Raw genomic sequence first — 25229 nt, 5'->3', positions numbered from 1 at the left:
GCACCGGCGGGACCTCGGGCCTGTGGGGGTGACCGAGATGGCGACGACAACCCGAAAGCCACCGCGAACCCGTACCCGGACCCGTAGCGGCCGCGTCGCGGGCCGCCCGCCGGTGCCGGTGATCCCCGGGGGCCGGGCCGGTTCCCCGGTCCGGACGCCCCCCACCGGTCGCGGCGGGGGCCACGGCGGCCCCGGCGGCGGTGCCGGCGGCGGCGAGGAGGAGGCGGCCCGGGCCCGCGCGGCCACCATGGCCACCTGGATCGTGGTGGCGGCGGTGACCCTGATGTTCATGGGCTTCACCAGCACCTACGTGGTCCGCAGCGCCGAGCCGGGGTGGGCGCGGCAGGACCTGCCGTCCCTGCTGTGGTGGAACACGGCGGTCCTGCTGGCCAGCAGCGTCAGCATGGAGGTGGCCCGGCGGCGGACGCGCCATGGCCGGACCGATGGGGCGCGGCGCGCCCTGCTGCTGACGATCCTGCTGGGTGCCCTCTTCGTGGCCGGCCAGGTGGCCGCGTGGCTGCAGTGGATGGGCGCGGGCGTCGCCGCCGCGGGGAGCACCCACGCCGCCTTCTTCTACCTGCTCAGCGGCACCCACGCGGCCCACGTGGCGGGCGGCATGGGAGCGCTGATCTACGGGCTGTGGCGGCTGGGGCGGCCCGGCACCACGGCGCAACGGGCGGCGTCGCTGGCCAACATCGCGACCTACTGGCACTTCGTCGACGTGCTCTGGGTGTACCTGTTCGCATTGCTTCTCTGGTAACGATGGGGGTGTCGGCATGAGCACCATCGAGGCGACGCAGCACCCGCTGGCGGCCGACCAGGAGGCCGTGCTGCGGTCGGAGTGGGGCGGCGGCCGCTCGCCCTTCGCCACGGCCCACGCCAAGCTGGGTATGTGGATCTTCCTGGCGTCGGACGTCCTGGTCTTCGCCACCCTGCTGACGGCCTACGGCGTGGCGCGGCTGAAGGCGGGCACCTGGCCGGACCGGACCCACATCTTTGAAGGGCTCTGGCTGGTCACGTTGATGACCTTCATCCTGATCAGCAGCAGCTCGACCATGGCGGCGGCCGTGGGGGCGGCCCGGCGGGGCGACCAGAAGGCGGCGGTGCGCTTCCTGCTGCTGACGATCCTGGGCGGCCTGTTCTTCCTGGGGTCGCAGGCCTTCGAGTGGACCAGCCTGATCCATGAAGGGGCGCGGCTCTTCACCAACCCCTGGGGCGTGCCGCAGTTCAGCGCCAGCTTCTTCGTGATCACCGGGTTCCACGGGTTCCACGTCCTGACGGGCTTGATCTACCTGGCGGTGGTCACCCTGAACGCCATGCGCGGCCGCTACTCGGGGCTGGGCGTCGAGGTGGCCGGCCTGTACTGGCACTTCGTCGACCTGGTTTGGGTGTTCATCTTCACGCTGTTCTACCTGATCTAGTCTGATGGCCCGGCACCCCCGGCGGCGCGGTCGGCGATGAGGGTTGCGTCCGGGGAGGCGTCCCCGGACCCCTGGGTCGCATAGGCCAGCGCTTCGCGCCGTGCAGGGGGAGGGCCGCCGGCGACCGACGGGGTCGCCGGCGGGGGAAGGAGGGGCGCCTGGTGAGCGGAGCTTCCGAGCAGGCGATGGAGCACGGGCAGGAGCACGATCACGGCAACCGCTTGTACTTCGTCACGTGGCTTTGGCTGCTGGTGATCACCGTCCTGGAGGTCGGCGTGGTCTTGTTCCACCTCCCCCGGGCGGTGCTGGTCGGCGTCCTGCTGCTGATGACGTTGCTCAAGTCGCTGTTGATCGTGGCCAACTTCATGCACCTGCGGTTCGAGAAGCTGAACATGATCTACGTCATCCTGACGCCGATGATCTTCGCCCTGATCATGTGGTACGGCGTCTCGCTGGACTATTGATGGGCAATGGGCGTGATGGGAAACCGACGTGATGGGGGCCGGACGAACCGGCCACCTCGCACGCAGGGCCGCGACGGCTTGTCGCGGCCCTGCGTGCCCCGGGGGTGGGGCGCATGGGCGGCTTGGAACTGGCGACCCACTGGACCAGCGGCGGGCAGTTGCCCAAGGCCTTCGTGATCATCATGCTGGGCGTGACGTACGGCCTGATCGTCCTGCTCGGCGTCGGGGCGTATCGCCTGCTCAAGGGCGCCCAGCGCCCGCCGGAGGAACCCGGCGGCGGTACGGGCGACGGCACCGGTCGCGCCGGTCGCGATGGGGATGGTTCGGGCCCGGGCGCCAGCGGGCTCCGAGGCCGCGGGCCGGCCACCGACGGTTTGCCCGGCGGCCGGCGCAGCCGGAGCCCGGGGCCGGGACGGGGACGGGAAGGCGGCTAGGCAGCTAGGCGGCTAGGCGGCTAGGCGGTCCGGACGCGTCCAGAACGACTTTATACCCAGAACGACCCCTTACCCCGAACGACCCCAGAACGGCCGGTGGCGCCACGGGGCGGCCGTCGGCGGGGGCTTGGCCGGTGAAGACGATGGGCGGCGCCCAGCAGGGCGCCGCCCATCGCGTTGGCGGCTGGGTTCCCTTTCGGTGACGGGCGTTCACCGGTACCGGTCGCCCAGGAAGAGCTGGACCACCAGGACGCCGTAGGGGATCGGCACCACGGCCACGCCGATGGCGTCGTGATCCGGGTTCAGGATGTTGGCGCGATGGCCCTCGCTGGCCATCAGCTGCATGTGGGCGCGGTCGACGTCCCGGGACTTGGCCAGGTTCTCCGCCCCCATCACCCGGGCCGCGATGCCGGCCTGCCGCTCCATGGCGTAGGGTGTGCCGTAGGTCGGCGACTCGTGGGCGAAGTAGCCGTTGGCTTTGAGGTCCTCGGCCTTCAGCCGCGCCAGCCGGACCAGGTCGGGGTCCACGGACAGCGGCGGCAGGCCGTGCTGACGGCGCGCCTGGTTGACCAGGTCGACCAGATGCCGCTCGGCGGCGGTCAGGGTCGTCCCCGCGGGCGCCGGAGCGGGGCTGGGCGCCGGCGCCGCGGCCGGCGTTCCGGACCCCGCGCCGCCCGAGGACGACGGGCCGGAGGCCGGGCCGGGAACCGGGACCGGCGTGGCCGTGCCGGGGCGGGTGGGGGCGGCCGAGCCGCCCGGGTTCGGGGTGGGCGTGGGGGTGGGCGCGGTGGGCGCCGTGGGCTGCGACGTCAGGCCGCTGCGCTGGCGCAGGATGGCCAGCTTCCATGCGTAGTACAAGCCGGTACCGGCCGCGGAGGAACCCCGCACGGGCTGGCGGGCGGAAGCGGGCGCTGTGGCGGGTGCCGCGGTGACCGGTGCCGGTTCCGGCATCGGCCGCGCACCGGAGGGCGCCGGAGCCGGCGTCGACGGGGCCCTTTGCACCAGGTACCAGGAGGCCTGGGCGGGAGTGGCCGCGACGGAGACGACCAGCAGGGCGGCGGCGGCCATGCCGGCCGCCCGGCGAAGCAGGATCCGCTTTGACATAAAATCCCTCCCCGGATTGAGTCGAACCCACGATCCATTGTCGGCTTCGACCCTGGTCCGTGACAAATGACCTGGGCAGCTGTTGCTCGCCTGGGGAGGGAATCACGACCCGGACCGGCGGGAGCCCGCCTCCGGGGGCAGAATTCGACCAGGATGGAAGAACCCGCCGGTTGGGCCAGGCGGCCGGGGGCGTTGGGGCCGGGCGGGGTGGCCGACGGCCGGCGGCTGGGGGCGCCCCGGCGGGGGGCGGTCCGGCGGGCGTTCCCCGGGAGGGGCGCCGGCTGGCGGCCCGGCGTCTCCCGCGCCGGAGGCGCGGGCGGGGGGGCCGGCGTCTCTCGCGCCGGAGGGCGGACCGGCGTCTCTCGCGCCGAAGGCCCGGGTGGGCAGACCCGCGCCCTCCCCGGCCGGTTCCAGCTGGCCGCCGGCGGTGATGCGCGCCAGCACCCGGCCCGCCCCCGGGTTGTCCGGTGGCCGCAACCGGAGGGTGAGGCCGCCGGATTCGTCCACCTCCATCCGCAGCAAGAGGGCGCTGGCCCGGTCCCGGTTGGCCGGACCGGCCGCGGCGGCGGGGAGGGGGGCGGCAGGGGGCGGACTCCCGTCCGCGGGGAGGCTGCGGGGGCCGGGGCGGCCCCTCGGCGGGGCACTCCCGGCGGCCGCAGGGGGCGCCGCCCCAGGGAGCGGGCCGTCCTCCGGCTCAAGGGGAAGGTGGAACCAGCGGGCTCGCCAGTGGCCGGTCTCGTGCCGCCGCCACAGGCCCAGGCGGAGGGCCCGCGGCTGCGGGCGGCACGGCGCGCCCGCGTCGCCGTCGCCGGAGGCCCGTTCCGCCACATCGCCGGCCGCCCGTGGGGCGGGCGGCCCGGCGACCCTTGCGGCGCCGTCGCCGGCGAACCCGGCGGCGTCTTCCGCGGCGGCCGCCAGGACGACCAGGGGCTGTCCCCGATGGCACCAGCCCGCCGCCAGGATCGGCCCCCGGGCCGGCTGGCCGGGCGCTGGGGGAGGCGCGGCCTCGGCGGAAGCGGCCGCCCCGGTCCCGTCCCCGGTGTCCAGGATCACCGGCTCGTCGCGCCAGCGGCCGTCGAACCAGAGCACGCGCCATTCCCCGCCGCCGTGCCCGGCGCCGGGGACCGGCCCCAGCCGGTACCAGGGGACGAACACGGCCCGGCCCGCCGGGTCGCCGCAAGCGGCGGCCCAGCGGATGCGCTCGCCCCAAAGGGGCCGGAGCCGCAACCATCCGCCGAATCCCGGCGCCCCTGCGCCCGGCCCGATCCACACCTCCAGGTTGCCGGGTTCGGCCCCCTGGGCCGGCCGGTGGACGACGATCCATGGCACCGGCGGGTGGTCCTCCAGGTCGCCCGCGGGGCGCTCGGCCGGCGCGGGGCCGCAGGCCGGGCCCCAGCCGGCCCAGAGCAAGGGGGTCCCGCCCCGGGGCCCATCCGCGGCGCGGCCCGGGTCCGGCGAAGGGCGGCCCGGGATGGGGGGACCGCCCGCAGCCGGAGGGCCGCCGGCCGGTCCCAGGGGGGTGGGGACCGGTCCTGGGGGCCGGTGGCCCGGGAAGGAGAACGTAGCCCACCGGCCGCGCCGGCTGAGGGAGACCGGCCCCTCGGCCCCGCCGCCGGCCCCGGCCGGCCACCCTGCGACCCAGGGCTCACCGTCCCCGTCCAGGCCGGCCACCAGCAGCCGGGAGGCCGGGAAGGCGGGCGACGCGGGCCGCGGCCGCCAGGCCCACGGCCGGCCCGCGGGGTCGCGGCCGAGCAGCACCATGCCCGGCCCTTCCGGGGCACCCAGAAGCCCCTCCCACACCGTAAAGGCGGTCCCGCCGGCCTCCGTCCCGGGACCCGGGCGGGGGGCCGGCCCGGGCCCGCCCTTGCCGGCGTCAGGGCCCGGCGGGCCGGCACGCCCCGGCGCGGCGGCCCCATCACCGGGCGCCGGCGGGCTGCCACCGCGGCGGCGCCTGCCCCCCGGGGCGTCGCGGCCCGGCGTGCCGGCGGGGGCCGGTTCGTCCAGAAGCCCGTCCCGGTCGGGACGTCCCCGACCGGCGGGGTCCGTCCTGCCGTCACCCATGACGCCCGCCTCCCGCTTTCGATCTACAGGGCCGGCGGCGGTCCTATGCCTGCCCCATGACGGCTCCTCCCCCTCCGGTGGTGATCCATCCCTCTGGGCCGTGCTGGCGCAACGGGGCACGCCACCAGGCCCGCGCCCCACCCCCCACCCCACCCCGGGGCGCCGCTGCGCCGGGCTGGATCCCGGGACGCCCCTGCTCCTGAGTGGGCCCCCGGCCCGGCCCGCCCCGGGTGCTCGCCCCGGGGGACGCGGCCTCCGGCCCTTCGCGACGGGCGAAGACCCAATCTTCGCCCCCGGCCGTGGCGGCCGCGGGGGGCGCCTCATATAGCGGTAGCAGGCGAGGCGGGACGACCGGCCGGGCTCGCCATGGGTTCCGCCGGGACGCCGGGTAGGCCCTTGCCGGGATCCGCGGTGGGCGCCGACCCCGCGCCGGCCCCGGGGATGCTCCCCGGAGCCCGGGACCCGTGGGAACCGGGGGACAGGCGGGGCTCGATCATCATCGCCCAAGGGGCAGGAGGGATCGTCGTGAGCGACGGAGTGCGGGCGCAGCAGGTCGATCAGGTGGTGCCGGGACCGTGTGACCCGGTCTACGGGTGCCCCGAGCCCACGGAGATCGTCTGCATCGAGACGGTGAAGGTCTACGACTTCTGCTTCCAGACGGATCGCCGGGAGAACGTGTGCTTCCCCATCCCGGCGGCCTTTACCGGGGTCCTGCCCAGCGACCGGGTGGAGTGCACCATCGAGCAGGTGACCTGCCAGGAGGTCTCGCGGGAGGAGGACCCCAACAACCCGGGCTTTGCCGACGTCACCCTGATCGTCACGGTGACGATGCACTTCACCATCACACGCAACGGCAACGTCATCGCCGAGTTCGAGGACTCCTTCGGGTTCCTCAAGACGGTGCTGCTGTGCGCGCCGGAGGGGACCGCCATCCAGTGCGAGTCGGCCGGCTCGCGGTGCGGGCCCTGCGTGATCATCAACGGCCAGGTGTGCTGCGAGGTCAACCTGTGCCTGTTGATCCAGTCCAAGGCCCTGGTGAAGCTGCTGGTGCCGGCCTACGGCTTCTGCGTGCCGGCGCCGTGCGTGACCCTTCCCCAGCCGCCCCTGGTCTGCCCGCCGGAGAACCTGTTCCCCCCGCAGTGCGTGCCGCCCACGACCTGACGAACCGGCGGCACCGCCCCGGGGGCCGCACCGCGCCGCGGTGCGGCCCCCGTGCTTGTCGCGGGGACCGCGGGGACGGCCGGGCCAAAGGGGCAGGAAGGGAAGGGGGGCTTGACGTGGCGGCGGGTGAGAACCGGCGACTTCAACGGGGAGACCTCAAGGCCGGCGGCTCCCCCGCACCCCGGGCTGGCGTCCCGGAGGGGGCGGGGGCGGGGCCGGCCGGCGCCGGTGACGCCGGTGGTCAAGGGGGCGGGCCGCGGGCGCCCGGGCGAAATCCGGGGATGCGGCCGGCGCCGGTGCCCGGGGGGCCGGGGGGCCGGGCCGCCGTGGTCTCGGGTGCCGTGGTCTCCGGTGCCGTGGCCGACGCCTTGCGGCGCTGGGAGGCCACCGTGCGGCCGCACTACCCGGACCTCGACCCCCGGCTGCTGCGGCCGGGGTTTTGGTTTCCCCTGCCCCGGGGGCGGTACAAGTTCGACAGGGACACCTTCGGCGATCCCCGCCGGTGGACACCGGCAGGGCCGCGGCCCCGCCGGCATCAGGGCAACGACATCCTGGCCGCCCGGGGCACACCGGTGCGGGCGGTGGGGGCCGGGCGGGTCCTGGCCCGCGGGTGGAGCCCCTACGGCGGCTGGTTCATCCTGGTGGAACTCGCGGGGACGGGGCATGCCGCCTACTACTCCCACCTGGACCGCTATGCGCCGGGCACCGGCGTGGGGCGCCCGGTGCAGCCGGGCCAGGTGCTGGGTTTCGTCGGCAACACCGGCTACGGTCCTCCGGGGACCCGGGGCAAGTTCTGGCCCCACCTGCACTTCGAACTGCGCCGGCTGGAGCGGGGAACGGGCCAGGGCGACCGGCCCGGCACCCCTCCGGCCGAGGCGGGGGTCAAGGACCGCGGCGCGGCCCGCGGGCCGGGACGGCCCGTCAATCCCTACCCCTACCTGCGGTACTGGGAGGCCTGGGCGGCGGCGGAGGAAGGGGAAGGGGTGGCGGCAGCGGAAGGGGGCAGGACCGCCGCCACCGGAAAAGGGGAGGCCGGAGCAGGGAAAGCCGGGAAAGGGAAGACCAGGGGGAAGACCCGGGATCGGCAGGCCAGGGGGTCGTCGCCCTAGGCCCTGCGCGTCACCGCCCGGCCGGCCGGTCCGCGGGGTCCGGGCCGGCGGGCGAGCCTTCTCCGTGGGCTCCCCGGGGCAGGGCCGCTGGTGGGGCCGCCGGCCAAGCCGCCGGCGGCCCCGCGTTGCTCGCTGGGGCGCCTGCACCGGCCGGCGCCGGCTCCTCCGGATCCGGCGCCGGTGGGCGGGGTTGGGACGGCGCCGGTCCGCCCGCACCCCCGGCGGCCGGTTCGCCCGCTTCCGAGGCGGCCGGTTCGTCCAGGTCGGGCGCCGGTGCGCGGGGATCGGGCGGCACGGGCGGATTTGGCTCCGGGGCGGCGGGATCGTCCCCCTCAGGGGCGACCCGCGGGGCCCGTTCGTCCGCTGCGGGCATGGCCGGTTCGTCTAGATCCCGCCGGCCGTGGTCGACCGCACCACCCTCTGCCGGGTCGACCGCGGCGCCGGCCGCCCGGTAGACCGCCAGGGTCCGGTCGACCATGGCGTCCAGGCTCAGGTGCTCTTCCGCATACCGGCGCCCGAAGGCCATGAGTTCGGCCAGCCAGGCCCGGTCCCGGTAAAGGCGCAGCAGGTCGCGGAGCAGGGCCGCCGGATCGGGCGGCCCCAGCCGGCGGCCGTTGCCGCTGAAGTCGGGAAAGGACATGCGCTCCACCTGTTCGGGGGTCACGGGCCCGTGGTACTCCCGGCCCAGGACCAGGCAAGCGGCGCCCGCGGCCAGCCCCTCCCGGATCACCCTCCCCGTGCCCACCACCACGTGGACCCGGCCCATCACCCGCTCCAGGTCGGGCACCCAGCCCAGGTTGCGGATGCGGCCGCCGCCCAGCCGCCGGTTGGACGCCGCCCACACCTGGACGTCCTGGGGAAGACCCAGCACCGCCCGGCGGAAGGCGGCCACGGCCGGGCGCTTGTCGCGGTCGACCCGGCCGGCGTAAAGGAGGGTGAAGCGGCCTTCGCGAATACCCGGACGAAACCGCTCCAGGTCCACGCCGTTGCCCACGACGGCGATCTTCGCCCGGTAAGCGTCCAGGTCACGGGCCACCCGGGGACCGACGCAGATCAGCCGGTCGGCCGCCTGGAGGGCGGGGCGGTAGGCGGGCTGGTCGAGGCCCAGCCCGTGGCAGGTCAGGACCAGGGGCAGGCCCAGCAGCGCGGCCAGGCGCCGGGCCAGTTCGAAGGACCAGGACGACTGGGCGTGCACCACGTCGTAGCGGTCCTGCGGGATGCCGAGGCGCCGGTCGATCACCGGTGCGGGGAGGAACCGCACCGCCACGCCGCCGGCCTCCAGGGCGGCCACCGTCTCGGCGTGGGCGTCCCGGCCGCCCCGGGAGTGGGTCACCCAGAGGTCCACCCGGTGACCCCGCCGCACCAGGCCCCGGGCCAGGTCGAGGACGTGGGTCGTCTGCCCTGCGGCGAAGAAGGTCGCCGTCAGCATCAGGACGTGCAAGGCTCCATCCCCCCGTTGCCAGGAGGCTATGCGATCCCATCCGCCGCCGTCCCGGGAACCCGGGGCCGGCTCCGGGCGTCCAAGGCGGTGCAGAGAGGAGGACGGCGATGCACCTCGGCGAGGGCGGGCGACCGGCCGGCGGGCCCGCGGCTGCAGGGACCACCCCGCCCGGTGGTGATGCCGTCGACGTCCCCGTGCCCCCCGCGACCGACGAGGACCTGGTCCGCCAGGCGTGCCAGGGGGACCAGGATGCCTTCGCGGAGCTGGTCCGGCGGCACCACGGGCTGGTCTACAACCTCTGCCTGCGGCTGGTGGGGCAGCCTGCCGACGCGGCGGACGCCACCCAGGAGGTCTTCCTGCGGGTGTACACCCGGCTGGGCCACTTCCGCGGCCAGGCCCGGTTCCGCACGTGGCTCTACCGCATCGCCGTCAACACCTGCCAGGACGAACTCCGCCGCCGGCGCCGCCGGCCGCGGCTCCTGGGCGACCTGGGCCGGGACGCCGCCGCGGATGGGCCTCCCCCGCCGGCAGGGGCCGTGCTGGCCAGGGAGGTACGGGCGGCGGTGGCGGCCGCTTTGGCCGCCCTGCCGGAGCCCTTTCGGGTGGCGGTCGTCCTGCGGGATCTGCACCACCTGTCCTATGAGGAGATCGGCGCCGTGCTGGGCCTGCCGCCCGGGACCGTCCGGTCCCGGATCCATCGCGGCCGGCTGCTGTTGCGAGACGCCCTGACCCGGGCCGGTTGGGCGCCGGGGACCGGAGGCGAGACGCCATGAGATGGCCCTGGATCGAGATCCCCGCAGGCTGGATCGGCCCATGGGGCCACCCCGACCCCTGGCTCGACGAGGAAGGGCGGGCCCTGTTGCCGCCCCGGCGCCGGCGGGCGGTGGAGCGGCACCTGGCCCGCTGCCGCCGCTGCGAGGCCCTGGTCCGGGCGGAGGAACAGGCCCGGGTGGCCCTGGCCGCCCTGGGGCCGGAGGAGCCCCCGGCCGGGCTGGCCGAGGCGATCCTGGCCCGGGTGGCGGCGGCCCGGCAAGAGGCAGGTTCCGCCGCTGGAGACGGAGCCGGGGTCACCGCCGGGCCCGGTGGTGGGGCGACCGGGGGGCCTGCGGCCGGTTCCACCCCCGTGCACGCGGCCAGCGTCACCGGCGGTCGCGGGGCTCGTTTCCCGGGATACGGACGGTCCCCGGACCAGGGACCCGCCCGGAGCCGGCGTCCGGCCCCCGCCGCCCTGGCCGCGGCGGCCGCGATCCTCCTGGTCCTGGTGGCGGCCGGCCTCGCCGCCCTGATCGCTCCCGGCCGGTGGACCACGGTGGTGCGGTGGGACGCCGCGGGCGGGGTGACCGGGTCCCCGCCCCCTGCCCAGGGGGAGGTCCCCCCCCTGGCCGTCGACGGCATGGGGGCGGCCGGGCTGCCCGGCGCCCCGGAGGCGCAGGGGACGGCCGAGCTGGCCGGGATGCCCGGAGCCGGCGCCCCCGGCCCCGGCGGGTCGTCCGGGGCGGCGAACGCCGGCAGCCCGCCGCCGGAGGGGTCCGGAGCTGCCCCCGCCGGCCGGGCGGCGGGAACGGGCGGTGACCTGGCCGCGGGGACTGGGCGGGAAGGCACCCCCGGCTTGCCGCAGGCGGACCCCGGCGCGGCCGCCGGGGAGCCGGGCGACGGCGTCGTGACCACCTCTGCCGCGGAGGAGGGGGGGCCGTGGCTGATCCGCTCGGGACGGCTGGCCCTCTCCGTGCCGGCGGTGGAACCCGTCTTCCGCGAGGCCCAGGCCGTCGCCCGCCGGCTGGGCGGCTTCACCGAACAGGCCCAGCTGGAGGGGGTCGGCGCCGCCCGTTCCGCCTACCTGGTGCTGCGGGTGCCCGACGCCCGGCTGGAGGAGGCCATGGACCGGCTGGCCGCCCTGGCCGGGGACGGCCGGGTCGACCTGCGGGCGATGACGGCCGAGGACATCTCGCGCCAGTGGGTCGACACCCAGGCCCGGCTGGAGAACCTGCGGGCCCAGGAGGACCGGCTGAGGGAGTTGGCGGGGCGTTCCGGCGACGTCGACGAGTTGCTCAGGGTCGAGCAGGAGCTGTGGCGCGTCCGGGGCGAGATCGAACAGCTGGAGGGGCAGGTGCGGTACTGGCGCCAGGCGATGCGGCTGGCCCGCATCGAGGTCAGCCTGGAGGCCCTGGCGCCGCAGCCCGCGCCGCCCGCCGGCGACCTCGGCACCCGGGTCCGCCTGGCCCTTCAGGCATCGGTGCGGTCCCTGGCCGCCCTCGGGGCGTGGGTCGTGGTGGCGGGGGCGGCGGCCCTGCCGTACGCGGCCCTGCTGGGCGCCGGCTACCTGGCCTGGCGCGCCTGGAGGCGGCGCCGGACCCCGTGACGGCGGCGCCGGGGGTCGGGACCCCAGGAACCCCCTTGACAAGGGCGCCCTTGTGAACCGCGTCACGAGAACCTTGGGACCCCGGGCCCGGCATTTTGGGCCTGCGGCACCAAGGAGATGGCGGCCGGGCCGCGTATGTGGCATCTCCAGATCCTGCAAGGAGGGGATGCCACGTGGGGCGTCGCCATGTTCGTCCCGTACCCACAGGGGTTGACCCGAGCCGGCCGGGAGGGCGGGCCGCATCGGCCGCCAACCGCCCGGGACCCGTCGCCGGGCTCGGGTCCGCAGCTTCTGCCGGCACCCGCCCGGACGTTCCCGGCGCTTTGCCGCCGCTCCGTCCGGTCCCCAGGGCCGGCGCGTCCCGGTCCCGGCGGCGAGCGGTCGCCTGGCTGGTGGCCGCCGCTCTGGTGGCCATCCCGTGGGGCCAGGCCCTGGCGGCGGTCTCGGCACCGGCGGCCGGTCCGGGGCAGGGAGCAGGCCGGCAGGAGGCCCTGTCCCTCCCGGGCATCCGGCTGGCCTCGGCCGGATCCGGGGCCGCGGCCCAGGCCGGCCGGTCCGGTGGCGACCGGGCGGCCAAGGCGCCGGAGCCCGCCCGGGTGCCGCCCGTCCTCGTCGACACCGACGGCGACCGGATCAGCCAGGACCTGGAGGCGCTGCTGGCGACGGCGGCGGCGGGCGAGCGGCTGGGGGTGATCGTCCGGCTGGAACCCGGCACCCTGGCCCGTCACGGCGGCGTCGCCCGGCTGCTCGACCGGTGGCAACAGGCGGTGGGGACCTTTGACACCGGGGCTCGCTGGTCCCACGCCCTGGAAGGCTTCGCCGCCCGGCTGACCCCGGGCCAGATCCGCGCCCTGGCGCGCCAGCCCGAGGTGGCGGCCGTCGAGCCCGACCGGACCGTCCAGGCCCACCTGGACACGGCGACCACCTGGACCGGGGTCCGGCAGGCCCGCAGCGACTTCGGCGTCACGGGGGACCGGGACGGCCGGCCGGCGTCCTACTCCCGGACCGACGTGGTCATCGCCGTGATCGACACGGGCATCGACGCCGGGCACGTCGACCTGGACGGCGGCAAGGTGATCGGCTGGTACGACGCCGTGCGGGGACGAACCAGCCCCTATGACGACAACGGTCACGGCACCCACGTGGCCAGCATCGCCGCCGGCACCGGGGAGGGCAACAGCGCCTACACGGGCGTGGCGCCCGGCGCCGCCCTGGTGGGCATCAAGGTGCTGAACCAGCAGGGCAGCGGCACCACCTCCCAGATCCTCAGCGGCATCGACTGGATGGTGCGCAACAAGGACAACTACGGGATCCGCATCGGCAACATGTCCCTGGGCGCCGCGGGCTGCTCCGACGGCACCGACTCCCTGGCCACGGCCGTCAACAACGCCGTGGCGGCGGGGATCGTGATGGTCGTCGCCGCGGGCAATGAGGGGCCCAACCGCTGCACCATCGGGACGCCCGGGGCGGCGGCCAGCGCCGTCACCGTGGGCGCCGTGTACGACCCCGGCGAGCGGGGGTGGGTGCTGGCCGAGTTCTCCAGCCGCGGGCCGACCGCCGACGGCCGGGTCAAGCCCGACGTGACGGCGCCCGGCCGGAACATCACGGCGGCCAAGGCCGGTTCCACCAACGGGTACGTCACCTACAGCGGCACCTCCATGGCCACGCCCTTCATCGCCGGCACGGCGGCCCTGATGCTGGATGCCAACTACGGCCTCACGCCCTCCCAGGTCAAGAGCCTGCTCACCGCCTCGGGCAACGGGAAGGACTTCGGCCCGGCCGGCAAGGACATCGACTGGGGCGCCGGCATCAGCATCGCCTACAACGCCGTCAAGGCGGCTGGGGGCTTCAGCGGCAGCTTCAGCGACGGCTTGCAGCACGCCTACTGGCGGGGCAGCCTCTCCGCCAGCGGCGACGCCGACGTCTACAGCGTGACGGTGACCGATGCCAGCCGGCCCCTGGGCCTGACGATGAACATGCTCTCCAACCCCAGCTGCGGCTTCTGGAGCTGCAGCCCCGACTTCGACCTCTACCTGTACGACCCGGCGGGCCGCCTGGTCGCCCGCTCCGAGGGCACGGCCCGGCAGGAGCAGATCCTCTACCAGCCCGCCAGCACCGGCACGTACCGGGTGGAGGTCTACAGCTACAGCGGCTCCGGCAGCTACGACCTGGACGCCAGCTACCGTTGAGGCGGCGGCCGCTCCGCTGGCGCACCCGGCGCCAAGCTCCCCCTCTCCAGCCCCCCGGGCCGGCCCCGGGGGGCTGGTTCGTCCCTGGGAGATCGGCGCGGCGACGCGGGCGCCGCGGTGCGCCCGCCGGCGGCATCCGGGGGACCCGGGCCCGATGCTACAATGGACGGGACGGACGGGACATGCGGGAGGGGGCGGGAAGGCCCATGGACGGGGAGCGCCAGCCAGACCTTGACCGCGGCGGGGCCGCGCGGGGCGCCGCCCGGGGTTCCACCGGCCGCGGCCGGCGGGGGGGCGCCGGCCGGGCCGACGAGGCCGGCGGCGGGCTTGGGGGTTCCACGACTGGGATGAGGGAAGGGGTGGAGACCGGCCCGGGCGGGGCCGCGAACCGCCCTGCGGGCGGAGGCGGGGGCCGCGGCGACGGGGCGGCGCATCCCGGAAGCCGCAACGGGACCCGGCGTTCTCCGGCCCCAGCGCTGGTGGCGCCCGATCCCGCCGCGCTGGAGGACAAGCTGGTCCTGGTGGATGGCCACAGCTTGATGTACCGGGCCTTCTTCGCCCTGCCGCCGCTGACCACGGCCGACGGCCTGCCGACCAACGCCGTCTACGGTTTCCTCACGATGCTCCTGCGCCTGCTGGAGGAGGAGCGGCCGCGCTACGTGGTGGTGGCCTTCGACCGCGGCCTGCCGGCCTTCCGGGTGGAGCGGTACGCCGCCTACAAGGGGCACCGGCCCGAGACCCCCGACGACCTGCGCAGCCAGTTCCCGGTGGTCAAGGAGGTCCTGTCCGCCCTGGGCATCCCCATGGTGGAGCACGACGGTTTCGAGGCCGACGACCTCCTGGGCACCCTGGCCCGGCGCGCCCGGGAAGCCGGGGTGGGCCGGGTCCTCCTGGTCACCGGCGACCGCGACGTCCTGCAGCTGGTGGGCGACGGCGTCGAGGCCCTGCTCACCCGCCGGGGGATCAGCGACGTCCACCGCTACGATGCCGCCCGCATCCGGGAGGAGATGGGCATCGACCCGGCCCAGTACCTGGACGTCAAGGCGCTGATGGGCGATCCCTCGGACAACATCCCCGGGGTGCCCGGCATCGGCGAGAAAACGGCCCTGAAGCTGATCCAGCAGCTGGGGGACCTGGAGTCGGTGCTGGCCAACCCCGAGGCCGCCGGCGGCAAGAAGCTGCCCCAGGCCCTGCGGGAGTACGCCGACCAGGCCCGGCTGAGCCGCGAGCTGGCGCGGATCCGGACCGATGCCCCCGTCGACTTCGACCCCGAGCGGTGGCGGCGCCGGCCGGCGGACGCTGGGGTGCTGCGGCCCCTGCTGCTGCGGCTGGAATTCCGCAGCCTGGTGGAGCGGCTGGGGCTCAGCCAGCCCGGCCGGGCGGCTGGGGCGGCGGAAGGCCCTGGGGATGCCGGCCGCGGCGGTGGAACCGGCCGGGCCGGCGCCGCAGATGGCCTCGCCACCGAGCCCGCTGAGCCGGGTGCGGCCGGGGGCCGCGCCGGTGGGGGCGACGAGGCCGGGGCCGGGACCGGGCCGGAGGCGGGACCCGGCCTGGCCGGCGACCTGGACCGGACGGCGGGGGCCCCGGGGGCCGGGCCGGGCCCGGGGGCGCCGCTGCCCGGGACCGTGACCCCCCTGACCGCCGGCGCCGTGGCGGCGTGGCTCGAAGAGAGCCTGGCCGGCGGCCGCGATCCGGACGGGCCGGGTGCCGCGGCTCCACCGGTGACGGTGGTGGCGGCCTGGTTGGACGATGCCCAGGCCGGGGAGGCCGCACCCGGGGCGGCCGGCCCGTCCCTGGCGGGGATCGGGCTGGCGGTGGGCCAGCGGGCGGCCGCCTGGCTGGCCGGGGACGACGGGGACCCGGGCGCCGCCCCGGCGGCCGGGGCCATCCTGGAGGCCCTGGCGGGCCGGCCGCTGGCCGGGTTCGACCTCAAACCCCTGTGCCGGCTGTTCCTGCGCCACTCCGCGGCGGCGGGCGGCCCGTCGGGTGGCCCAGCCGGGGCCCCGGCGGCCGACCTCAAACTGGCCGCCTACCTGCTCGACCCGGTGCGCAACCGCTACCACCTGGTGGACACGGCCCGCCAGTTCTTCGGCTGGGACCTGGAGGAGGGGCCTGCCGACCGGCCGACCGACCCCGCCTGCCGGACGGTGGCCCTGCTGGGCCGGGACGCGGCCCTGTGCGCCCGGCTGCGGGAGGCCGTGGAAGCGGAGCTGGCGGCCCGGGGCCTGGAGCGGGTCTACCGGGAGATCGAGCTGCCCCTGGTGCCCGTGCTGGCCGCCATGGAGGAGGCCGGGATCGCCGTCGACCGGCGCCAGCTGGAGGAACTGGGCCGCCTCTTCACCCGGCGCAGCCAGGAGCTGGCCGAGCAGATCTACGAGCTGGCGGGCGAGACCTTCAACATCAACTCGACCCAGCAGCTGGGCCAGATCCTCTTCGAGCGGCTGGGCCTGCCGGTGGTGAAGAAGACGAAGACGGGCTACTCCACCGACGCCGAGGTGCTGGAGACCCTGGCGGCCCACCACCCCATCGCCGAGCTGGTGCTGGAGTACCGGTCCCTGGTCAAGCTGCAGGGGACCTACGTGGACGGCCTGGCCGAGCACATCGGCCCCGACGGCCGGGTCCACACCACCTTCCAGCAGACGGTGGCCGCCACGGGCCGGCTCTCCAGCACCCAGCCCAACCTGCAGAACATCCCGATCCGGGACGAACCCGGCCGCTCCCTGCGCCGCGCCTTCGTGGCGCCGGCGGGCCACCGGCTGGTGGCGGCCGACTACTCCCAGATCGAGCTGCGGGTCCTGGCCCACTACAGCGGCGACCCCGGCCTGGTGGAGGCCTTCGCCCAGGGCCAGGACGTCCACGCCCGCACGGCCAGCGAGATCTTCGGCGTGCCCCTGGCGCAGGTGACGCCCGAGCAGCGCCGGGTGGCGAAGGCGGTCAACTTCGGCCTCGCCTACGGCCAGACGGACTTCGGCCTGGCCCGGGCCCTGCGTATCGACCGGGCCGACGCCCGCCGCTTCATGGACCGCTACTTCGAGCGCTATCCCGGGGTCAAGCGGTACATGGAGGAGATGGTGCGGCGGGCGCGGCAACACGGCGAGGTGACGACCCTGCTGGGGCGGCGCCGCCCCGTGCCGGAGATCCGGCACCGGGTCTACCACATCCGCCAGAACGCCGAGCGGGTCGCCATCAACACCCCGATCCAGGGCACGGCGGCGGACATCATGAAGCTGGCGATGATCCGCGTCCACCAGGCCCTGCGGGCCGAGGGGCTGCGGGCCCGCATCGTCCTCCAGGTCCACGACGAGCTCCTGGTGGAGGCGCCGGAGGCCGAGGTGGACGCCGTCGCCGCCCTGTTGCGCCGGGAGATGGAGGGGGCCTTCCGCCTCGACGTGCCTCTGGTGGTGGAGGTCAAGGCGGGCGCCAACTGGTACGAGATGGAGGCGATCGACGCCGGTGCCTGAGCTCCCGGAGGTGGAGACCATCCGGCGCGATCTGGAGCAGCACCTGTCGGGCGTCCGGGTCGCCGGCGTCCGGGTGCTGCGCCCGGAGGTGGTGGTCGGGGCGACGCCCGCCGCCCTGGACCGGGCCCTGCGGGGGGCCCGGTTCCACCGTTTCACCCGCCGCGGCAAGTACCTGATCGTGGAGTTCGCCCGGGACGGGGACGGCGCGTCCCGGCAGGACGAACCGGCCGGCGGCCGGCGCTGGCTGGTCATCCACCTGCGGATGACCGGCCGCCTCACCCTGGCGCGGCGGGAGGAACCCCTACCGCCCCACACCCACGTGATCGTCGAGCTCGCGGGGGATCCCCATCGCGGCCCGGCCGGGTCGAACCCGGCCGGGCCGGTCCCCTGGGACGAGCTGCGCTTCTCCGACGTCCGCCGCTTCGGCCGGTTGTACCTCCTGGACAAAGACCCGCTGGCACCGGGCCCGAGGGAAGCCGGAAGAGGAGCTGGCGCCGGAAGAACGGGTCCCGTCCCCGGGCTGGAGGGCCTGCGGACCCTGGGGCCGGAGCCCTTGGGCCCGCGCTTCTCCGCCGCCGAGCTGGCCCGGGGCCTGGCGGGACGGCGGGCGCCGATCAAGGCCCTGCTCCTCGATCAGCGGGTGGTGGCGGGCCTGGGCAACATCTACGCCGACGAGGCCCTGTTCCGCGCCCGGATCCACCCCGCCCGGCCGGCGGGTCAGCTGGCGGGCCGGGAGGTCGCCCGCCTGGTCCGGGCCATCCGCGCCGTCCTGCGGGAGGCGGTGGACGCCGGCGGGACCACCTTTTCCGACTACCGGGACGGGTTGGGCCGGCAGGGCCGCTTTGCCCGGTGCCTGGCCGTCTACGACCGGGCGGGGGAGCCCTGCCCCCGCTGCGGCACGCCCATCGCCACCCTGCGCCTGGGTGGGCGAACGGCCCACTTCTGCCCGCGGTGCCAGCCGGCCTCTGCGCCGCCGGATGGGGGGCCCCGACAACGGGGAGCGGTCCACGGGCCCGGGGAGGGACCCGACCGGCCGGCCCATGCCCCGGACGAACCGGCGGGGGCCCGATGAAGGGCGAAGGGGAGACCGGCTCAAGGGCCCGGTCGCCCCGTCCGGGGCGGGGGCGGGGCTGGGCGGGGGCGGGTCATGGGGATGAGGTGGGCCGGCGGGGGGCGCGTCCGGGCACGGCTCACCGCCCCGGCCCGGCCCCCGCCCGGCTGTCAGGCCTGTCGCCCCGGCCCCCGGACGAACTGGCGGGGGCGTTGGGGCGGCGCGGGGGAGGCGCGGCGAGCTCAGCGGCCGGCGGGCCCGTCGCCCGGCCGTCGGGAGGCGGGGCGGCCGCCGTCCTGCGCGGTGTCCGGGGTGGCAGGGCCGCCGGCGTCAGGGGCGGCCCGGGTGGCCTCGGGGGCCCCGTAGGCGGCGGCGCCGGGCTCGGGGCCACCGATGTCGGCGGTGACCCGCAGGCCGGGGATCTCGAACTCCACCTGGGGCCGGACCCCGATGGCCCGGGCCTGGGCGTCGGCCAGTTCCTCCAGCTCGTCGATCCAGCGGTCGTCGTCGGTGAAGGAGGCGGGCGCCCCCGTCGCCGTCAGGTCCGCCCGCTCGGGGGCCCCGGGTTCGGGTTGAACCGGCCGCCGGCCGCCTTGCGGGTGACCCGGCCCCGCCCCGGGGGCGCCCGCGGCGCCGGCGGGCCCCCGGCCGGAACCGCCGGCGGTGGCCAAGGGATGGCCGGCGCCGGGGCCGGCGCGGTCCGCGGCGGGTGACGCGGCCCGTGGGAACGGGCCCGCCGCCGGACCGGAGGCGACGGCTGTCTCGCGAGGGACGCCCGTCGCCTGACCGGGAACGCCGGCCGCCTCGCGCCATGCGCCCGTCGCCCGGCCGGAGACGCTGGCCACCTCGCGCGATGCGCCGGTCCGGTTGCCGTTCCCGGCGGGATTGTCCTTCACGTCGCGTGGGGTCATGGCGGTCGCTCCTTTCTCCGCCTGTCACCCGTAGCTTGGCCGCGGCGCCCCCGCCTCAACCCCGGAAACGGCGCGGGGCGGGGGATGGTCCCCCGCCCCGTTCGATTTCGCAAACCCTGCTGGTCCGGGCCGCAACCCAACGCCTTGGCTCGCCCGGGCCGGCGCCGCCGGTCCGGCTCCACCGGCGCGGCGCCGGTTCTCCGCAGGCGACCCCTCCGTAGCCGAACCCTCAGTAGGCGAACCGGTGATTGCCGATCCAACCCGCGCTGGGCCGGCTCTCCAGGAAGGGCTGGTAGCCCGCCTTGACCGGGTTCCAGAAGTACAGGGCGCCGCCGGTGGGGTCCCAGCCGTTGACGGCGTCGATGGCCGCCTGCCAGGACTCGGCGCTGGGCTCCTGCCAGAAGGTTCCGTTCAGGACCGGTTCGAACTGGTAGGGCTCGAACAGCACGTCCGCCACCGTGTCGGGGAACAGCGGGCTCTTCACCCGGTTGAGGATCACCGCCGCCACGGCCACCTTGCCCACGTAGGGCTCGCCGGCGGCCTCGGCCTCGACCATCTGGGCCAGCAGGCGCAGCTCGTAGTCGCTGACGTGCACACCGGCCCCGCCGGTCACCGGCCGGGACGGCGCGGTCGTCGCCGGCGCCTGGTAGGCCGGCGTGCTGCCCTGCCAGCCGGCCAGGGGGACGATGAGCCGCTGCCCGGGCATGATCAGGTCGCTGCCCAGGGTGTTGGCTTCCATCAGGGCGGCGGCCGTCAGCCCGTAGGCCCGGGCGATCTTGAAGAGGGTGTCCCCGCGGCGCACGGTGTAGATGTCGTACCGATCGACGCTGGGGATCGCCAGGTACGTCCCCGCCCAGACGACGTTGGCCGACGGCAGGCGGTTCAGCGCGACGATATCCCGGACCGGCACGCCGTACCGCCGGCTGATCTGCCACACCGTCTCGCCGCGCTGGACGTAGTGGGTCACAAAGGCCGGGCCGCCCTGGGCTGCCGCCGCCGGGGCCGTGCTGCCCATCACGGCCAGGACGGTCAGGCTCACCCCGGCCATCAGGCCTGCCAGCGCGCGCCGCCACCGCGAATTCGCCAATGCCTCTCCCTCCCCGGAGAAATGGTGTTGTAACATGGACGAAATGAATTATAGGGAAGCGCAACATTCGTAAGCATTAGCAAAAAGTTTCCGGGCCATTGGAGAGGCATGATATGGGAGGTTCACCGTCAGTTCGCGTAAGTTCACGGAAGGTACTGTAAGTCCGCCTCGGCTCGCACCATGGGGCGAGCGACGAGCTATGCAAAAAGGCCGGCGGGGGCTGCCACGAGCCCCCGCCGGCGCTTGCGTCCACGGGTCGACCGTTCCCGCGCTGACGTCTGCGCTGGATTCATCGACTTTGCGCGATCGCGCGATGTCCCACGGCCTTCAGTAGGCGAAGCGGTGGTTGCCGATCCAACCGGCGCTGGGCCGCGACTCCAGGTGGGGCTGGTAACCGGACTTGGCCGGATTCCAGAAGTACAGGGCCCCCCCGGTGGGGTCCACGCCCCGCGCCGCGTCCCGCGCCGCCCGCCACGAGGCGGGGCTGGGCTCGCGCCAGAACCAGCCGTTCAGGATCGGCTCGAACTGCCAGGGCTGGAAGATGACCTCCTCCACGGTGTCCGGGAACAGGGGGCTGCGGACGCGGTTGAGGATGACGGCGCCCACAGCCACCTTGCCCTCGTAGGGCTCCGCGGCCGCCTCGGCCTCGATCATCTGGGCCAGGAGCCGCAGCTCCCGCGGGGTGAGGTGCATCGCCCGCCCCGTCGTCCCGCGCTGGGCGGCGGTGGCGGCGGTGCGGCCTTCCTTCCCGGCGGCGCGGGTGTTCTCCTGGGACGAACCGGCCCGCGGGGCCTTGCCCGTCACAGCGCCGGTCGCCTGGACACCCGTGGACCGCTCCTTCTCCCCGCCGGTCTTATCGGACCGGTCCGCCGTCGTACCCCGGCGCTCCGGTTCGACCCCATCCTTGGCGGCGGCCCGCTGGGCTGCCGCCACCAGGCCGCCCGTCGCGATCGTGGATCGATCGGCGGCGACCTGGGAGACCTTCGCCGTCACGGCCACCGGACCGGACCCCGCCGCCCCGGCGCCACCGCCCTTCTCCAAGGGCTTCGCGGCGATGGCCAGGGCCGCCGTCGGCCCGGACAGCACGAAGGCCAGTACCAGGACCGCGCCCACCAGGGGCAGGCCCTGCCACCGGCTCCGGCCGGCCCGGCCGGTGACCCGGGCCGCCGGGGTAGCCTGCTCCATCGCTGTAGCCCGCATCGCTTTCCCTCCTCGTCAGCGAAAAGGTCAACGATCTACGGTTGTCGTCGAAATTATAAAAAGTCGACATTTACGCGGCATTATTGAATCCATGGTCATCGGGGCTTGGTTCAACAGAATAGGAAAAATATCGGGATCAGGCTTGGCGCGGGATGGCGGCCCCGAGCCGGGTGGCCGCGCAGGCCGCGGGGTGCAGGAGGCGGGGTTCAAGGAGATGGGGGCTGCGCGATGGACGGGCGGTCCAGGGCGCGGCGCGGGCAGCGCGGGCCCGCCCGCGGGCTGTATAATCGCCATGGCGCCGCACCGGCACCCCGTTTCCCGGATCACGAGCCGCGGGGCCGGCGGCCCTGGGGCCGGTTCGTCCGGGGGACGGGCTCGGACGGGTGCCGGCCGGTGGAACCCGGCCTGGCGCAAAGCCGGCCGGTGGAACCCGGCCCGTCAGCGGGCGCAGGCCGGCTCGTGGAACCCGGCGGCGGGCCAGAGGGGCGCGACGGTGCCCCGGAGGGAGGAAGCCGAGATGATGGTCGTGGCCCTGGAGTTCGACGATCCGAAGAAGCTCGAGGCCGCCGTGCAGCGGCTGCGCCAGAACCTGGGCGTCACGGGGGAGCTGGCCATCAAGCCCCTGGACGGCGGCCGCTGGCGCCTCACGGTCAGTTCCGAGAAGCCCCTGCGGGAGAGCTCGCTGGAGAAGCTGGGCGGCCGGCGGGTCGACCTGTGACGGGTCGACCTGGGGACGGTGCCGCCGCCCGCACCGCCGCGCCGCGGCCCGCGGGCCGGCCCGTCCTGATCGGGTTGACGGGCGGGATCGGCAGCGGCAAGAGCGCCGTGGCCCGCCTGCTGGCCTCCCTGGGGGCGGCGGTGGTGGATGCCGACGCCGTCGCCCGCCAGGTGGTGGAACCGGGCGAGCCGGCCCTGGCCCGGCTGGTGGAGGCCTTCGGCCCGGAGATCCTCCACCCCGACGGTACCCTGGACCGCCGGGCCCTGGGGCGCCGGGTCTTCCGGGACGAGGCGGCCCGCCGGACCCTGGAGAGCATCGTGCACCCGGCGATCCGGGCGCGCACGTGGGAGCAGATCCAGTCCCTGATGGCCGCGGGGCGATACCCGGCGGTGGTCTGGGACGTACCCCTGCTGTTCGAGGTGGGCGCCGAGGGGCTCGTCGACCAGGTCTGGGTGGTCACCGCCCCGCAGGCCGTCCGGCTGGAACGGCTGCGCCGGCGGGACCCCGACCTGTCCGTGGAGGAGCTGGAGCGGCGCATGGCGGCCCAGATGCCCCTGGAAGAAAAAGCCGCGCGGGCCCACGTGGTGATCGACAACGGCGGCGACTGGGACGCCACCCGGCGCCAGGTGGAAGGCGCCTGGCGGCGTTACGTGCTGGGCGCGCCGCCGGCGGACCCCGTGCCGTCCGCGGCGGTCGAACCGCCCGCCCTCGCTGCGCCTCCGGCCGCGGCGAAGCCGGCGGCGGGTCCCCCTTCGCCGGGGGCCGCCCAGCCGCCTGCGCCTGCGCAGCCGCCCGCGGCGGCACCGGGCGTGGAGCTGGGTGGCGGCGGCGATGGCCCGCTGTCCCATCCCGCGCCGCCATCGCACCCGCCCCAAGGACCCCAAGCCGGCGACCCCGGGGATGACGCCCTCGGGGGTGACCCACGGTGCTGAGCGCCGGCCGCTGGCTGGGATGGGCGGCGGGCGCCCTGCTGGCCGTTCTGGTGGGGCTCGTCGTCCTCTATGCGATCTACCCGGTCCCCATGGCGGAGTTGATCCGGCGGGAGGCCCGGGCCTGCGGTCTCGATCCCCTGCTGGTCGCGGCGGTGGTGCGCCGGGAGAGCGGCTTCGAGCCGGGCGCCGTGTCGGAGCGGGGGGCGCGGGGGCTGATGCAGATCATGCCCGAGACCGGGGCCTGGGCGGCGAGCCGCCTCGGCATGGCCTCCTTTCACCCCGATCGCCTGTTCGAGCCGCAGGTCAACCTGCGCCTGGGGTGCTGGTACCTGGCCTACCTGCTGGAGCGCTTCGACGGCGATCCCGTGGCGGCCCTGGCGGCCTACAACGGGGGCGAGGGTACGGTGGCGACGTGGATCGCCCGGGGCCACTGGCACCCGCGCCAGGGCCCGCGGGCCATCCCCTTCCCGGAGACCCGCCACTTCGTCGCCGGGGTGCTGCGGGACTATCGGGTGTACGACTGGCTCTACCGGCGCTTGCCGGCCGCGTGGGGCCGGGTGCGGCAGCTGGCCGTGGCGCTGGGGCCCGCCGCCGTCGCGCCGGACCGCGGGCGGGAATGAGGCGAGCGATCCGGGGGTCTTGCACCCGGCCCGGCCAGGTGCTATATTACGAACTGCGCAGCCGATCCCGGCGCGCGGCACATGCCGAAGTGGTGGAACTGGCAGACACGCGGTGTTCAGGGCGCCGTGGGCTTACGCCCGTGTGGGTTCGAATCCCACCTTCGGCACCGGCGGACAGGTGATCCTGTCCGCCTTTCCCATCCAAGCCCGGAGTTCCTTCATGAACAGCCGGGCGGCCGTGCGAGGGTGCTGGAACTGGCAGACAGGCACGTTTGAGGGGCGTGTGGGTTTATCCCGTGCGGGTTCGAGTCCCGCCCCTCGCACAGCAGGCAACGGGCACGCCGGGCGGCGTGGCGGCAGCCACGCCGCCCGGCGTTTTTATCGGCCCCGCGCCTTCCAGGCTGCCCTTTCGACCTTCCTTGGGTGGAGCGTTCTGGGCATCGTGCGGGCGCCGGGTGCCCCGTCCCGGTGCCCGTGGTGGCCCTGGCGTGGCCCGTGGTCGTGGCCGTGGCACAGCCGGTGGCCCGCCCATGGCGCTTTCGCCACGCTGCTTGTCGGCCGCCTCACCGTCAGTGGCCGTGGCGCGGCAGGTGACCCGCCCGTGGCGCTGGCACCCGCCCCCGGGCAACGATAAGATCGAGCCGGAACCCCGTCCTGGAAGGTCAAACCAGATCCAAGGCAGGTGATCCCGGTGCAGCAGCTCTACCCCGAGGCGCGGCCGTGGCCCGATCCCCTGGCCATCTACGACGACCTGGACCTGCCCGATGGGCCGCCCCACCGGCCCTACGTGCTGGTCAACATGGTCTCCACGGTGGACGGGAAGGTCACCATGGGCCGGGGCGCCATCAAGGAGCCCATCGGCAGCAAGGTCGACCACGGCCTGATGGCGCGCCTGCGGGCGCCGGTGGACGCGGTCCTGCGCGGGGCCGGGACCGTCCGCGCCTACGACGTCCCGCCGCGGGTGCCCGATGGATACGCCGAGCGCCGCCAGGCCCGGGGCCTGCCCGCCCAGCCCCTGCCGGTGGTCATCACGGGCTCCTGCGACCTGCCCCTGGACGCCCGCTTCTTCCGGGAAGCGCCCCGCCGGCCCCTGGTGCTGACGCGGCGGGCCGCGCCCGCCGACAAGGTCGAAGCGGTGCAGCAGGTGGCGGACGTGGCCTTCGCCGGCGAGGAGAAGGTGGAGATGCGGGCGGCCCTGGCCCTGCTGCGCGAGCGGTACGGCATCCGCCGGCTGCTGAGCGAGGGCGGCCCGACGGTCAACTTCGCCATGCTGGAGGCCGGTGTGGTGGACGAGCTGTTCTGGACCGTGGCGCCGAAGATCGTCGGCGATGAGGGCGACAAGACCATGGTGATGGGGCCCCACCCGCTGGAGCCCCTGGTCCGGTTGAGCCTGGCCAGCGCCTTCTTCCACGAGGGCGAGCTGTACCTGCGCTACCACGTGCTGGACTGAGGGTGTCGTCGGCCGGGTAGCGTCCGGCTGGTGCAGGGCTGGCGCGCGGCCCTCAG

The 25229-nt window shown here is 75.7% G+C and carries 21 protein-coding genes and 2 tRNA genes; 17 read left to right on the top strand and 6 right to left on the bottom strand.

Translation table 11 applies throughout. From position 1 onward, the window contains the following. Window positions 1-37 precede the first annotated feature (37 nt). From ACYQ02_RS00970 to ACYQ02_RS00955, 4 genes are all read left to right on the top strand, one after another. Window positions 38-760, top strand: a complete 723-nt coding sequence (locus tag ACYQ02_RS00970; protein ID WP_460038561.1) for a cytochrome c oxidase subunit 3 — start codon at window positions 38-40, stop codon at window positions 758-760. Window positions 761-776: 16 nt separating this feature from the next. Next, window positions 777-1421, top strand: a complete 645-nt coding sequence (locus ACYQ02_RS00965; protein ID WP_460038560.1) for a cytochrome c oxidase subunit 3 — start codon at window positions 777-779, stop codon at window positions 1419-1421. Between the two features lie 161 nt (window positions 1422-1582). Next, the gene (locus ACYQ02_RS00960) at window positions 1583-1885 is read left to right on the top strand and encodes a cytochrome C oxidase subunit IV family protein (RefSeq protein WP_460038559.1); all 303 of its coding nucleotides are present in this window, start codon (window positions 1583-1585) and stop codon (window positions 1883-1885) included. 113 nt (window positions 1886-1998) lie between these two features. Beyond that, entirely contained in the window at window positions 1999-2319 is a 321-nt protein-coding gene (locus tag ACYQ02_RS00955; protein WP_460038558.1) for a hypothetical protein, read from the top strand. A gap of 210 nt (window positions 2320-2529) precedes the next feature. Here the strand turns inward: ACYQ02_RS00955 and ACYQ02_RS00950 are convergent, their stop codons facing one another. Further along, the gene (locus ACYQ02_RS00950) at window positions 2530-3423 is read right to left on the bottom strand and encodes a CAP domain-containing protein (RefSeq protein ID WP_460038557.1); all 894 of its coding nucleotides are present in this window, start codon (window positions 3421-3423) and stop codon (window positions 2530-2532) included. A 102-nt stretch (window positions 3424-3525) separates the two neighbouring features. After that, window positions 3526-5484, bottom strand: a complete 1959-nt coding sequence (locus tag ACYQ02_RS00945) for a hypothetical protein (RefSeq protein WP_460038556.1) — start codon at window positions 5482-5484, stop codon at window positions 3526-3528. A 525-nt stretch (window positions 5485-6009) separates the two neighbouring features. Between ACYQ02_RS00945 and ACYQ02_RS00940 the strand changes: the two genes are divergently transcribed. Both ACYQ02_RS00940 and ACYQ02_RS00935 read left to right on the top strand, forming a co-directional pair. Beyond that, window positions 6010-6645 (top strand): hypothetical protein, encoded by a 636-nt coding sequence (locus ACYQ02_RS00940; RefSeq protein WP_460038555.1) that lies wholly within the window; start codon window positions 6010-6012, stop codon window positions 6643-6645. Window positions 6646-6761: 116 nt separating this feature from the next. Beyond that, complete coding sequence (locus ACYQ02_RS00935) at window positions 6762-7754, top strand: M23 family metallopeptidase (protein ID WP_460038554.1); 993 nt, start codon at window positions 6762-6764, stop codon at window positions 7752-7754. Between the two features lie 10 nt (window positions 7755-7764). Here the strand turns inward: ACYQ02_RS00935 and ACYQ02_RS00930 are convergent, their stop codons facing one another. Further along, window positions 7765-9195, bottom strand: coding sequence for a glycosyltransferase family 4 protein (locus ACYQ02_RS00930; RefSeq protein WP_460038553.1), 1431 nt, complete (start codon window positions 9193-9195; stop codon window positions 7765-7767). A 107-nt stretch (window positions 9196-9302) separates the two neighbouring features. Between ACYQ02_RS00930 and ACYQ02_RS00925 the strand changes: the two genes are divergently transcribed. From ACYQ02_RS00925 to mutM, 5 genes are all read left to right on the top strand, one after another. Further along, window positions 9303-9968, top strand: a complete 666-nt coding sequence (locus ACYQ02_RS00925; RefSeq protein WP_460038552.1) for an RNA polymerase sigma factor — start codon at window positions 9303-9305, stop codon at window positions 9966-9968. Continuing rightward, window positions 9965-11554 (top strand): DUF4349 domain-containing protein, encoded by a 1590-nt coding sequence (locus ACYQ02_RS00920; protein WP_460038551.1) that lies wholly within the window; start codon window positions 9965-9967, stop codon window positions 11552-11554. Before ACYQ02_RS00925 ends, ACYQ02_RS00920 begins: the two co-directional genes overlap by 4 nt. 407 nt (window positions 11555-11961) lie before the next feature. Beyond that, window positions 11962-13743 carry a S8 family serine peptidase gene (locus tag ACYQ02_RS00915; protein ID WP_460038550.1) on the top strand — a complete coding sequence of 594 codons (1782 nt, stop codon included), beginning with the start codon at window positions 11962-11964 and terminating at the stop codon, window positions 13741-13743. 347 nt (window positions 13744-14090) lie between these two features. Next, entirely contained in the window at window positions 14091-17204 is a 3114-nt protein-coding gene (polA, locus tag ACYQ02_RS00910) for a DNA polymerase I (RefSeq protein WP_460038549.1), read from the top strand. Beyond that, the gene (mutM, locus tag ACYQ02_RS00905; RefSeq protein ID WP_460038548.1) at window positions 17197-18276 is read left to right on the top strand and encodes a bifunctional DNA-formamidopyrimidine glycosylase/DNA-(apurinic or apyrimidinic site) lyase; all 1080 of its coding nucleotides are present in this window, start codon (window positions 17197-17199) and stop codon (window positions 18274-18276) included. The genes polA and mutM overlap by 8 nt, the downstream gene beginning before the upstream one ends. Before the next feature lie 221 nt (window positions 18277-18497). Here the strand turns inward: mutM and ACYQ02_RS00900 are convergent, their stop codons facing one another. The 3 genes from ACYQ02_RS00900 to ACYQ02_RS00890 all read right to left on the bottom strand — a co-directional run bounded on the left by ACYQ02_RS00900 (window position 18498) and on the right by ACYQ02_RS00890 (window position 21453). Beyond that, window positions 18498-19166 carry a hypothetical protein gene (locus tag ACYQ02_RS00900; RefSeq protein ID WP_460038547.1) on the bottom strand — a complete coding sequence of 223 codons (669 nt, stop codon included), beginning with the start codon at window positions 19164-19166 and terminating at the stop codon, window positions 18498-18500. A gap of 229 nt (window positions 19167-19395) precedes the next feature. Beyond that, window positions 19396-20253, bottom strand: a complete 858-nt coding sequence (locus ACYQ02_RS00895; protein ID WP_460038546.1) for a cell wall hydrolase — start codon at window positions 20251-20253, stop codon at window positions 19396-19398. 327 nt (window positions 20254-20580) lie between these two features. Continuing rightward, window positions 20581-21453, bottom strand: a complete 873-nt coding sequence (locus ACYQ02_RS00890) for a cell wall hydrolase (protein WP_460038545.1) — start codon at window positions 21451-21453, stop codon at window positions 20581-20583. A gap of 517 nt (window positions 21454-21970) precedes the next feature. On the opposite strand from ACYQ02_RS00890, the gene ACYQ02_RS00885 reads away from it, so the two are divergent. From ACYQ02_RS00885 to ACYQ02_RS00860, 6 genes are all read left to right on the top strand, one after another. Beyond that, window positions 21971-22171: a hypothetical protein gene (locus tag ACYQ02_RS00885; protein WP_460038544.1), complete on the top strand. Its 201-nt coding sequence runs from the start codon at window positions 21971-21973 to the stop codon at window positions 22169-22171. Beyond that, window positions 22168-23103: a dephospho-CoA kinase gene (gene coaE / locus ACYQ02_RS00880; RefSeq protein WP_460038543.1), complete on the top strand. Its 936-nt coding sequence runs from the start codon at window positions 22168-22170 to the stop codon at window positions 23101-23103. The genes ACYQ02_RS00885 and coaE overlap by 4 nt, the downstream gene beginning before the upstream one ends. Beyond that, window positions 23097-23723: a lytic transglycosylase domain-containing protein gene (locus ACYQ02_RS00875; RefSeq protein ID WP_460038542.1), complete on the top strand. Its 627-nt coding sequence runs from the start codon at window positions 23097-23099 to the stop codon at window positions 23721-23723. Before coaE ends, ACYQ02_RS00875 begins: the two co-directional genes overlap by 7 nt. 83 nt (window positions 23724-23806) lie before the next feature. Then, a tRNA-Leu gene (locus ACYQ02_RS00870) sits at window positions 23807-23890 on the top strand. Window positions 23891-23963: 73 nt separating this feature from the next. Next, a tRNA-Leu gene (locus ACYQ02_RS00865) sits at window positions 23964-24046 on the top strand. A gap of 368 nt (window positions 24047-24414) precedes the next feature. Further along, window positions 24415-25173, top strand: coding sequence for a RibD family protein (locus ACYQ02_RS00860; RefSeq protein WP_460038541.1), 759 nt, complete (start codon window positions 24415-24417; stop codon window positions 25171-25173). Window positions 25174-25229: the final 56 nt, after the last annotated feature.

It is taken from the genome of Thermaerobacter litoralis (assembly GCF_054654595.1).
The sequence above is the reverse complement of the archived record's forward strand: the minus strand, read 5'-3'. Positions and strand labels throughout refer to the sequence as shown.

Excerpts from the sequence above, each read along its gene's own strand:
- ACYQ02_RS00970 (WP_460038561.1), top strand. The coding sequence starts at position 38 with ATGGCGACGACAACCCGAAAGCCACCGCGAACCCGTACCCGGACCCGT.
- ACYQ02_RS00965 (WP_460038560.1), top strand. The coding sequence starts at position 777 with ATGAGCACCATCGAGGCGACGCAGCACCCGCTGGCGGCCGACCAGGAG.
- ACYQ02_RS00955 (WP_460038558.1), top strand. The coding sequence starts at position 1,999 with ATGGGCGGCTTGGAACTGGCGACCCACTGGACCAGCGGCGGGCAGTTG.
- ACYQ02_RS00950 (WP_460038557.1), bottom strand. The coding sequence starts at position 3,423 with ATGTCAAAGCGGATCCTGCTTCGCCGGGCGGCCGGCATGGCCGCCGCC.
- ACYQ02_RS00945 (WP_460038556.1), bottom strand. The coding sequence starts at position 5,484 with ATGGGTGACGGCAGGACGGACCCCGCCGGTCGGGGACGTCCCGACCGG.
- ACYQ02_RS00925 (WP_460038552.1), top strand. The coding sequence starts at position 9,303 with ATGCACCTCGGCGAGGGCGGGCGACCGGCCGGCGGGCCCGCGGCTGCA.
- ACYQ02_RS00920 (WP_460038551.1), top strand. The coding sequence starts at position 9,965 with ATGAGATGGCCCTGGATCGAGATCCCCGCAGGCTGGATCGGCCCATGG.
- polA (WP_460038549.1), top strand. The coding sequence starts at position 14,091 with ATGAGGGAAGGGGTGGAGACCGGCCCGGGCGGGGCCGCGAACCGCCCT.
- ACYQ02_RS00900 (WP_460038547.1), bottom strand. The coding sequence starts at position 19,166 with ATGACCCCACGCGACGTGAAGGACAATCCCGCCGGGAACGGCAACCGG.
- ACYQ02_RS00890 (WP_460038545.1), bottom strand. The coding sequence starts at position 21,453 with ATGCGGGCTACAGCGATGGAGCAGGCTACCCCGGCGGCCCGGGTCACC.
- ACYQ02_RS00885 (WP_460038544.1), top strand. The coding sequence starts at position 21,971 with ATGATGGTCGTGGCCCTGGAGTTCGACGATCCGAAGAAGCTCGAGGCC.